Origin of the sequence: Ensifer sp. M14 (assembly GCF_003355565.1) — a bacterium.
GTDB lineage: Bacteria > Pseudomonadota > Alphaproteobacteria > Rhizobiales > Rhizobiaceae > Ensifer.
On the sequence record NZ_QJNR01000004.1, the window covers coordinates 2,776,281 to 2,786,584 of the forward strand.

The 10,304-nt window shown below is 60.5% G+C and carries 10 protein-coding genes; 7 read left to right on the forward strand and 3 right to left on the reverse strand.

Features of this window, described 5'->3' with window-relative positions:
- Positions 1–195: 195 nt before the first annotated feature.
- Positions 196–456 (forward strand): hypothetical protein, encoded by a 261-nt coding sequence (locus BLJAPNOD_RS13385; RefSeq protein WP_077503662.1) that lies wholly within the window; start codon positions 196–198, stop codon positions 454–456.
- 36 nt (positions 457–492) lie between these two features.
- Here BLJAPNOD_RS13385 and soxR read toward each other — a convergent pair whose 3' ends face one another.
- A complete protein-coding gene (soxR, locus tag BLJAPNOD_RS13390) occupies positions 493–972 on the reverse strand; it encodes a redox-sensitive transcriptional activator SoxR (RefSeq protein WP_077503661.1) in 480 nt (159 codons plus the stop codon).
- A gap of 77 nt (positions 973–1,049) precedes the next feature.
- On the opposite strand from soxR, the gene BLJAPNOD_RS13395 reads away from it, so the two are divergent.
- Complete coding sequence (locus BLJAPNOD_RS13395; protein WP_115420169.1) at positions 1,050–1,625, forward strand: NADPH-dependent FMN reductase; 576 nt, start codon at positions 1,050–1,052, stop codon at positions 1,623–1,625.
- A gap of 74 nt (positions 1,626–1,699) precedes the next feature.
- Here BLJAPNOD_RS13395 and BLJAPNOD_RS13400 read toward each other — a convergent pair whose 3' ends face one another.
- Positions 1,700–2,161 (reverse strand): tRNA (cytidine(34)-2'-O)-methyltransferase, encoded by a 462-nt coding sequence (locus BLJAPNOD_RS13400; RefSeq protein WP_115420170.1) that lies wholly within the window; start codon positions 2,159–2,161, stop codon positions 1,700–1,702.
- A 6-nt stretch (positions 2,162–2,167) separates the two neighbouring features.
- Positions 2,168–2,740 carry a GNAT family protein gene (locus BLJAPNOD_RS13405; protein ID WP_115420171.1) on the reverse strand — a complete coding sequence of 191 codons (573 nt, stop codon included), beginning with the start codon at positions 2,738–2,740 and terminating at the stop codon, positions 2,168–2,170.
- 401 nt (positions 2,741–3,141) lie between these two features.
- Between BLJAPNOD_RS13405 and BLJAPNOD_RS13410 the strand changes: the two genes are divergently transcribed.
- The 5 genes from BLJAPNOD_RS13410 (at position 3,142) to BLJAPNOD_RS13430 (ending at position 10,107) form a co-directional block, all read left to right on the forward strand.
- Positions 3,142–4,995, forward strand: a complete 1,854-nt coding sequence (locus BLJAPNOD_RS13410; RefSeq protein ID WP_115420172.1) for an ABC transporter ATP-binding protein — start codon at positions 3,142–3,144, stop codon at positions 4,993–4,995.
- A 118-nt stretch (positions 4,996–5,113) separates the two neighbouring features.
- Positions 5,114–6,979: an ABC transporter ATP-binding protein gene (locus BLJAPNOD_RS13415; protein ID WP_115421285.1), complete on the forward strand. Its 1,866-nt coding sequence runs from the start codon at positions 5,114–5,116 to the stop codon at positions 6,977–6,979.
- A 352-nt stretch (positions 6,980–7,331) separates the two neighbouring features.
- The gene (petA, locus tag BLJAPNOD_RS13420; protein WP_077503655.1) at positions 7,332–7,910 is read left to right on the forward strand and encodes a ubiquinol-cytochrome c reductase iron-sulfur subunit; all 579 of its coding nucleotides are present in this window, start codon (positions 7,332–7,334) and stop codon (positions 7,908–7,910) included.
- Positions 7,911–7,924: 14 nt separating this feature from the next.
- Entirely contained in the window at positions 7,925–9,205 is a 1,281-nt protein-coding gene (locus tag BLJAPNOD_RS13425; protein ID WP_077503654.1) for a cytochrome b N-terminal domain-containing protein, read from the forward strand.
- Between the two features lie 32 nt (positions 9,206–9,237).
- Complete coding sequence (locus tag BLJAPNOD_RS13430; RefSeq protein ID WP_077503653.1) at positions 9,238–10,107, forward strand: cytochrome c1; 870 nt, start codon at positions 9,238–9,240, stop codon at positions 10,105–10,107.
- The last annotated feature ends 197 nt before the right edge of the window (positions 10,108–10,304 follow it).

The following is a 10,304-nucleotide window of genomic DNA, read 5'->3' on the forward strand; positions in this document are numbered from 1 at the left end:
ATCGTGCCTATGCATAATTCCTTAATTCAGCTTCGATTTAAGGAGAAAATCGGCAGCAAGTCTAATGTGCTGTAGCGTCCTTTGCGCGTCCTATTTGACACGCGGCGCTGTAGTCTGCCGCATCGGATGGACGGTGTAAAACGGACTCGCAATAGAACCATACCCACACTATCTTTACCCTCAGAGGTATGGCCCATGGCGAGAATACCCGCAGGTCCGCCGCTTGATGGTTTGCGGCGTCAGATTGCCCGGCATCGCCGGGAAAATCCGGCACGAGGCGATGGCCTTTTCGTGCGTGAAACCTTTCGCCTCGACCGAAGTGCTGCGCGCGCGAAGGCGCGCGAATGGTTCGATACCTGGCCCAAAGCGGCCTACTGGACCGAGGTGGAAAGCTGGCGCCAGCTCGATGGTGACGAAATCGAATTCACCATGCGCCGCCTGCCGACCGCGGATTGACGCCCCTGCGAGGACGTTTCGGGTCCGTGGCGTCTGTTAGGGCTGGCCGTCCTCTTCCGTCGCATCCATCAGCCGCGGGCCGGCGCCTTCCATCGAGAGCACGTCGTATGGATTGCGCAGCGGACATTCCCTGAGCGAAAGGCAGCCGCAGCCGATACAGCTTGTCAGATGGTCGCGCAGCGCCATCAGGCTGGCGATGCGCTCGTTCAGCTGCTCGTGCCAGCTCTCCGACAGCCGTGCCCAATCCTGGACCGTCAAGGGCCGGTCGTCCGGCAGCACGGTCAACGCCGCCTGGATTTCAGCAAGCGGAATTCCCGTTCGCTGTGCAACCTTGATCACCGCCACACGCCTCAGAACACTACGGGGATAGCGGCGCTGGTTGCCGCGGCTGCGGTTGCTGCGGATCAGCCCCTTGGCCTCATAGAAATGCAATGTGGAAACCGCGACGCCGCTGCGTTCCGCGACTTCGCCGACGGTCAGTTCACGTCGCAATTCGCTGTTTCTTACAATCGTCATGACCGCTCTTGACCTCAACTAATGTTGAGGTTTTATAGCATGAGCTCCATGGAATTCACAACAAGGAGCAAATCCCCATGACAGAGAAAATGACGCTAGCGGTGATCTACGGCAGCGCCCGGCAGGGACGCTTCTGCGATACGGTCGCCAACTGGCTGATCCGCGAGATTTCGGATTCAGCCGTCTTCAATCTCACGGTGATCGATCCGGCACGGCTGAGGGCCTCGCGCGGCGTCGGTGCGGCTGTCAATCCCGGCGAATGGCTCGAGCGCAAGGTGGCCGAAGCGGACGCCTTCCTGGTGGTGACTCCGGAATACAATCACGGCTATCCGGCCGCGCTGAAGGAGCTGATCGATTCGGTCTACGAGCCATGGCATGCCAAACCCGTTGCCTTCGTCTCCTATGGCGGCGCATCCGGCGGCATCCGCGCCGTCGAGCAGCTGCGCCAGGTTTTCGGCGAGTTGCACGCGGTGACGCTGCGCGACGGCGTGCAGTTTGCCAAGGCCTGGTCGAAATTCGATGCGGCCGGCAACCTCTATAAACCCGAGGAGATGCGCGCACCGCTGTTCCTGATGATGGATCGGCTCATCTGGTGGGCGCGAACCTTGAAGCAGGCGCGCAAGGCGACGCCCTACAACGAGGTCGCCGCCTGATTTTGCGGGTGCTGCCGTCGGCGGCGCCCATAGCAATCCATCAGAAATAGCGAGGCTGCGTCATGCCCGGTTTTTCAGAGCAGTTGCACTTGCCGGATGGCCTCACCGGCGATCATGGCGGCAGAAATGGCGACGTTCAACGAACGTTGCCCCTCCGCCATCGGGATGAGGATGCGGCCTTCCGCGCGATCATGCACGTGGTCTGGTACACCGGCGCTTTCGCGCCCGAAGAGCAGGATATCGTCCGGGCGGAATTCGAAACGGGTGTAGGGTTCGGCAGCCTTGGTCGAGGCGAGCACCAGCCTTTTCCCGGTCGGTGCCCGCCACGCCTCAAACCGCTCCCAGTTGACGTGACGGGTGAGGGCGACGGAGGCGATGTAGTCCATACCGGCCCGCTTGAGGTTGCGGTCGGAAAGGTCGAACCCTGCAGGCTCGATGACATCGACGGCAAGGCCAAGGCAGGCGGCGAGACGCAGGATCGTGCCGGTGTTACCCGGGATATCGGGCTGGTAGAGGGCAATGCGAAGGTCACTCACGTCGGGTTACTTTCCTTGCGGTTTGTCTTTTGGTGCGGAGAACTCGTGCGCGAGAATCCCCATCATGATGTCATCGTGCCATTCGCCATCGACCAGCGCCGCCTCCCGCTCGCGCCCCTCGATCGAAAAACCGCATTTGCGGTAGCTGGCAATGGCACGCTCGTTGAAAGCAAGAACGCGCAGCGAAACGCGGTGCAGGGCGAGTTCACCGAATGCGTGGCCCAATACAAGCTTAGTGGCGGCAGTGCCAATCCCTTGGCCGAGCAGTTTCCGATCAAGGATGCCAATGGCGAAAGAGGCGCGCCGGTCGTGTCGATCTATATTGTCGAGCCTGACTTCGCCGATCAGCCCGTCGCGGTCGATAATCCAGGCGGCCGGGTGCTCGCTGTTGGCCCGCAACCACGCTTCGGAATCCGCTTGTGTGTAGGGGCGAGTCACGAATGCGTCGCCGCCAAACATGCGGTAGATTTCCGGGTCCCGCCCGAGTGCCAGCCGCGCCTCGACGTCGCTTTCCTGCGCGCGCCTCAGCAGGAAATCCTGCCCGTTCAACTCAATAGGTGGCGTCGACGATGCATTCATGGGCGTTTCCTACAGATGTCGGTCGTGTTCTCGCTGATTTTGTGGTCGCTAATCTGTGCCGAACTAGCAACATTCGACGAAGCGATGAAAAAACAGGCAAGAAAGTGTCTGCGACAATCTGGCATGTCCGCGCGAATAGAGGTAGACAGAACCTCTCTTCAACGCGAACCGACGGAGGCAATGATGACGATATTGATGTTGACACGCCTTCCTGGAGTGACGGGCCACCGTTTGGCCTAACCGGTTCCGCGACCTATCTTTCAAGAGATTTATGCGCGCTTCCGGAACTCCGGAAGATAGACCCGCTTTTGCGGGACAGCATTTCCGGACTGAAATTTTCACGATAAAGAATGCGGGTTAGATACCCGCCTTCCTTCAAAATACTCTGAAGGAGCAAGACAATGTTTGGCTGGTTTGAATCCCGCCTCAATCCCTATCCGACGGAAGAGCCCGTTCTTCCGCCGAAAAGCCTTTTCGGTTTCTGCTGGCACTATTCCAAGCCCGCAGTTCCGTGGTTGCTGATCATGTCGGTCTGCACCATGCTGATCGCCATCGGCGAAGTGGCGCTGTTCCAGTTTCTCGGAAACATGGTCGACTGGCTGTCGAGCGCCAATCGCGACACCTTCCTCGAAGCGGAGGGCCACAGGCTCATCTGGATGGGCGGCCTGGTCCTGATCGGCCTGCCGCTGCTGGTGGCAATCGATTCACTGATCATGCACCAGGTGCTGCTCGGCAATTACCCGATGATCGCGCGCTGGCAGATGCACCGCTATCTGCTGCGCCAGAGCATGACGTTCTTCGCCAACGAGTTTGCCGGCCGCGTCGCGACCAAGGTCATGCAGACCTCCCTTGCTGTTCGCGAAACGGTGATGAAGATCCTCGACGTCTTCGTCTATGTCGTCAGCTACTTCGTCACGATGCTGATCGTCGTTGCCGCCGCCGACTGGCGGCTGGTGACGCCGCTCGCTGTCTGGCTGGTGATCTACATCTGCATCGTCGGCTACTTCGTCCCGCGGCTGCAGAAGATCTCCAAGGAGCAGGCGGACGCACGGTCGATGATGACGGGCCGTATCGTCGACAGCTACACCAACATCGGCACGGTCAAGCTGTTCTCGCACGCGGGCCGCGAGGAAACCTACGCGCGCGCCGGCATGGATGGCTTCCTCAAAACCGTGCATCGTCAGATGCGCAAGGTGACGCTGTTCCATGTGCTGGTCTATGCCAACAACAGCATCGCGCTGTTTGCCATCGGCGCGCTCGGCATTCACCTGTGGCTGACAAGCGCCATCTCGGTCGGCGCGATCGCGATCGCCGTCGGTCTCGCCATGCGCATCAACGGTATGTCGCAATGGATCATGTGGGAAGTCTCGGCGCTGTTCGAGAACATCGGCACGGTCTATGACGGCATTGGCATGATGACGAAGGCACACGACATCGTCGACGAGCCGGATGCCAAGGCGCTCAAGGCTGACAAGGGTGCGATCACCTACGACAACGTTCGCTTCCATTACGGTAAGGCGAAAGGCGTCATCGATCACCTGTCGCTCGACATCAAGCCGGGCGAGAAGATCGGCCTGGTCGGTCGTTCCGGCGCCGGCAAGACGACGCTGATGAACCTGCTGTTGCGGTTCTATGACGTGGAATCGGGCGCAATCCGGATCGACGGCAAGGATATCGCTACAGTCACGCAGGATAGCCTGCGTGCCCAGATCGGCGTCGTGACGCAGGACACCTCGCTGCTGCATCGCTCCATCCGCGACAACATCGCCTATGGACATCCGGAAGCGGACGACGAGGCGATCGCGGCGGCAGCGAAGCGAGCGAACGCCTGGGAGTTCATCCAGGCGCTTGAGGACAACCAGGGGCGCAAGGGGCTCGATGCCCAGGTCGGCGAAAGGGGCGTCAAGCTCTCCGGCGGCCAGCGTCAGCGCATCGCTATTGCCCGTGTCTTCCTCAAGGACGCACCGATCCTGGTCCTCGACGAGGCGACATCAGCGCTCGATTCCGAAGTCGAGCAGGCGATCCAGGAGAACCTGTTCGCGCTGATGGCTGGCAAGACGGTGATCGCGATTGCTCATCGCCTATCGACGCTGACGGAAATGGACCGACTGGTCATCCTCGAGGCCGGCCGGATCGTCGAAACCGGTTCGCATGGCGAGCTCGTAGCCAAGGGCGGCCTTTATGCCGACCTTTGGTCGCGGCAGTCGGGCGGCTTCATTGCCGACGATACCGAGAAGGAAGAGGCGGCGGAGTAATCCGCGGCCGCCCCGTCGCCCGATGGCGGCGGGGCTGCAGACTTGACGTTACGCATTTGTAATGCGCCCAATGGTGGAAACCGATTGCTGTTGCCGCCGAACCGCCTATATCGGAACCATGCTCAGCGCCATCGTCAGCATCTTCGAGAACTGGATCAAGCCGTTTGCGCCGCGGGAGCGATTGCAGCCGCCGAAATCGTTATGGGCTTTCGCCTGGTTCTATGCCCGCCAGGCCAAGGGGCCGTTTCTGGCCATGGCCATCCTCGGCGGTCTTGTCGCCATGCTGGAAGCCGGGCTCTTTTACTTCGTCGGGCGACTGGTTGATCTGCTCGACACGGTGAAGCCGGAGGCCGGATGGAGTGGATTGATTTCCGCCAATGGCCCCGAACTGCTGTTCATGTTGCTGACAGTGCTGGTGTTCCGCTTCGTCGCGGTGTCGCTGGCAGCACTCGTCGAGGAGCAGTCGATCATCACCGGCTTCCTCAATCTGGTGCGCTGGCAGTCCTACACGCACGTCGCTCGGCAATCGCTGTCCTTCTTCCAGAACGATTTTTCAGGCCGGATCGTGACAAAGGTCTGGTCGGGCGCGCAGGCGACCAGCGATCTGATCGTGTCGCTGCTGCAGGTCGTCTGGTTCATCGTCATTTACACCGCCTCGACAATGGCGCTGGTTGCCCAGCTCGACTGGCGGCTGGCGGCGATGGTCGCGTTCTGGATCGTCATCTTCCTGGCGCTGGCGCGCTACTTCGTTCCACGCATCCGCAAGCACGCGCGCGATACCGCCGAAATGGCCTCGATGCTGAACGGGCGCATGGTGGATGCCTATTCGAACATCCAGACCTTGAAGCTGTTCGGCCGCGACGACGAGAACGATCGCTATATCCGCGCCGGCTTCGATCGCTTCCAGCGGGCGGTCATTCCATTCACGCGGCTGTTGACGGCGGTGCGCGCCTCGCTGGCGCTTCTGTCAGGCATGATGATCGCGGCGATCGCAATCTACGCCATTCACCTTTGGCTAGGCGGCTCTATCAGTTCGGGCGCAGTCGCCTTCACGTTGGCACTGGTGCTCAGGCTCAACATGCTGCTCGGGCGGATGATGACGCAGTTCAACTCGATCATGCGAAACATCGGCACGATCCAGAATTCGGCCGAGCTCGTCTCCCAGCCGATCGGCCTTGTCGACCAACCGGGTGCGAAGGAGCTGTCTGTCAGCGAGCCGGAGATCCGCTTCGAGCATGTGAAGTTTCACTATGGCAAGGGTGCAGGCGTCATCGACGACTTCTCCCTGGTCATTCGTCCAGGAGAGAAAGTTGGCATCGTCGGCCGTTCTGGCGCTGGCAAGTCGACGCTCGTCAACCTGCTTCTGCGGTTCTACGATCTCGAGGGCGGGCGCATCCTGATCGACGGCCAGGATATTTCGACGGTGAAGCAGGAATCGTTGCGCGCGCAGGTCGGCATGGTCAGCCAGGACACATCGCTTCTGCACCGCTCCATCCGCGACAATATTCTCTTCGGGCACCCGGATGCGACAGATGAACAACTGATCATGGCGGCCGAGAAGGCCGAGGCGTACGAGTTTATCCTGGACCTCGAGGACCAGCGCGGCCGCAAGAGTTTCGATGCTTATGTCGGCGAACGCGGCGTCAAGCTTTCGGGCGGACAGAGGCAGCGTATCGCCATTGCGCGTGTCATGCTCAAGGATGCGCCGATCCTCGTTCTCGACGAGGCAACCTCGGCGCTCGATTCCGAAGTGGAAGCGGCGATCCAGTCCAATCTCGACCGGCTGATGCAGGGTAAGACGGTTCTGGCCATCGCGCACCGGCTGTCGACGATCGCCGCGCTCGACCGACTCGTCGTCATGGACAAGGGTCGGATCGTCGAGGACGGAACCCACGCCGAACTGATCTCCCGAGGCGGTCTTTACGCCGATCTCTGGTCGCGGCAATCGGGCGGGTTTCTGGCGCGCGAAGAGGCGGCGGAGTAGGGCAGCTCAACTGCCTTTTCAAGGTGGTCCGACGGCGGCAACGCAAACCGTCAAGTCCTTGTGCCAATTGGCCGCGCTTTTCCCCGCGACAATCTGCCCACCCACCCTTGTCAAGGCTGGACATAATTTGCGATCAAGCATAGAACGCGCCGGATTGACGGGGAATCTGCGAGCCGTGCGCGCGCAGAACTTTACGGATTCTGGCGCCGAAAACGTGTTTGCGACAGCAAGCCGGCCAAGGTGCCAGCACTTTGATTGGGCGTGTTTCCTTGACCTAGGTCAAACCGCAAGGGCAGGGATCTCGCTGGGCGGATGCGGTTTCCGCAACATTGCGTGAGAGGATGGTTCAGCCGTGAGCGAACACGACATTTCAAGCGAGACCTCGGGCGAGCCCACTCGCCGCGATTTTCTTTACCTGGCCACCGGCATGGCGGGCGTCGTTGGCGCCGGCGCGGTCGCTTGGCCATTCATCGACCAGATGCGTCCGGATGCCTCGACGCTTGCGCTCGCCTCGATCGAGGTCGATGTGTCGAGCCTTCAGGCCGGCATGTCGCTGACGGCCAAATGGCGCGGCAAGCCGATCTTCATCCGCAACCGCACCGAGAAGGAAGTGGAAGAGGCCAAGGCGGTCGCTCTTGCCGACCTCAAGGACCCGGTTGCGCGCAACGCCAACCTTCCGACCGACGCCGAGGCGAACGATCTCGATCGCTCCGCCGGCGAAGGCAAGGAAAACTGGATCGTGATGATCGGCTCCTGCACCCATCTCGGCTGCGTGCCGCTTGGTCAGGCCGGTGATTTCGGTGGCTGGTTCTGTCCCTGCCACGGTTCGCACTACGATACGGCTGGCCGAATCCGTAAAGGTCCGGCGCCGGAAAACCTCCCCGTGCCGACCTTCTCGTTCGTTTCCGACACAGTTATCAAGATCGGTTGAGGGGACTACTGATAATGAGTGCTGAACATTCAACCTACACGCCAACGACTGGCATTGAGAAATGGGTTGATTCCCGTCTTCCGCTGCCGCGTATGATTCACGACAGCTTCATCAGCTATCCGGTTCCCCGGAACCTGAACTACGCATACACCTTTGGCGCCATGCTTTCCGTGATGCTGGTCGTGCAGATCCTGACCGGCATCGTGCTGGCCATGCACTATGCCGCCGACACGACCGTTGCGTTCAACTCGGTCGAAAAGATCATGCGCGACGTCAACCACGGTTGGCTCTTGCGCTACATGCACGCCAACGGCGCGTCGTTCTTCTTCATCGCCGTCTACCTGCACATTGCCCGCGGCCTCTACTACGGCTCGTACAAGGCACCGCGCGAAATCCTCTGGATCCTCGGCGTGGTCATCTATCTCCTGATGATGGCTGCCGGCTTCATGGGCTACGTTCTGCCCTGGGGTCAGATGTCCTTCTGGGGTGCGACCGTTATCACCGGCTTCTTCTCGGCCTTTCCGTTGGTGGGCGAGTGGATCCAGCAGTTCCTGCTTGGCGGCTTTGCCGTCGACCAGCCGACGCTGAACCGCTTCTTCTCGCTGCATTACCTGCTGCCCTTCATGATCGCCGGCGTCGTCGTGCTTCACGTCTGGGCCCTGCACGTCACCGGCCAGACCAATCCGACCGGCGTCGAAGTGAAGTCGAAGACCGATACCGTTCCGTTCACGCCGTACGCGACGCTGAAGGACGCACTCGGCGTTTCCATCTTCCTGCTGATCTACGCATGGTTCGTCTTCTACCAGCCGAACTTCCTCGGCCATCCGGACAACTACATTCCGGCTGACGCGCTGAAGACGCCTGCCCACATCGTTCCCGAATGGTACTACCTGCCGTTCTACGCGATGCTGCGCGCCATCACCTTCAATGTCGGCCCGATCGACTCCAAGCTCGGCGGCGTTCTGGTGATGTTCGGCTCGATCATCATCCTGTTCTTCCTGCCCTGGCTCGATACGTCGAAGGTCCGTTCGGCTGTCTACCGTCCGTGGTACAAGCTGTTCTTCTGGATCTTCGTGGTCAACGCCATCATGCTCGGCTGGCTGGGTTCGCGCCCTGCAGAAGGCCTGTATGTTGTCATGTCGCAGATCGGCACGCTGTACTACTTCGGCTTCTTCCTCGTCATCATGCCGGTTCTCGGCCTGATCGAGACGCCCAAGCGCATTCCGAACTCCATCACCGAAGCGGTGCTGGAAAAGAAGAATGCGAAGGCTCAACCGGCCACCGCACGCGCCTGATCAGAACAGCGATTGATAAGGAATCCACAACAATGAAAAAGCTTGTAACAGGCATTCTGTCACTTGCTGTCGTCGCTGGCCTCGGTCTCGGAGCTGCTGTCGCTGAAGAGGCGGCAGGTGGCGCGGAGCATGGCGGCGGCACGCCCCACTATCCGATCCACAAGCCCGAGCAGCAGGACTGGTCGTTTGCCGGCCCGTTCGGCAACTACGACAAGGGCCAGCTGCAGCGCGGCCTGAAGGTCTATACCGAGGTCTGTTCGGCCTGCCACTCGATGGAACTGGTGGCATTCCGTACGCTTGGAGCCCTCGGCTATTCCGACGCCCAGGTGAAGGCCTTTGCCGCGAACTACGAAGTTCAGGACGGCCCTAACGCAGACGGCGAAATGTTTACCCGCAGGGCCGTGCCTTCGGATCATTTCCCGTCGCCGTACCCGAACAAGGAAGCTGCTGCTGCTTCCAACAACGGGGCTGCACCGCCGGACTTCTCGCTGATCGCCAAGGCGCGCGGCATCGAGCGCGGCTTCCCGCAGTTCGTCTTCGATATGTTCTGGCCCTACCAGGAAGGTGGCCCGGACTATATCCACGCGCTGCTGACCGGTTACCATGAGCCACCGGAAGGTGTTCAGGTCGCTGAAGGCACCCACTACAACCCATACTTCGCCAACGCTTCGGCACTGGCGATGGCTCAGCCGATCTCCAACGATCAGGTTACCTACGACGATGGTACGCCACAGACGGTGGACCAGTACGCCAAGGACGTTTCGGCCTTCCTGATGTGGGCAGCCGAACCGCACCTCGAGGATCGCAAGCGCACCGGCTTCATGGTCATGGTGTTCCTGCTGATCTTCACCGGTCTCGTCTACCTGACCAAGAAGTCGGTTTACGCCAACAAGGAACATTGATCCTCTGCCGGCTCGGCCGGCGTGTGATCGAAATCCAGGAAAGGCCCCGGGTTTGTCCGGGGCCTTTTTCTTTTGTGCGATGTGGCTTTCGCCCGTTGCCGCGAAAGGCATTTGGGCTGGCTTTATCAGCGCTGGGAATTGTTTTCCGCGGCGCCATCGGCACGCGTGGTTTACTTGTCGGACCTGAAAGTCGGCTT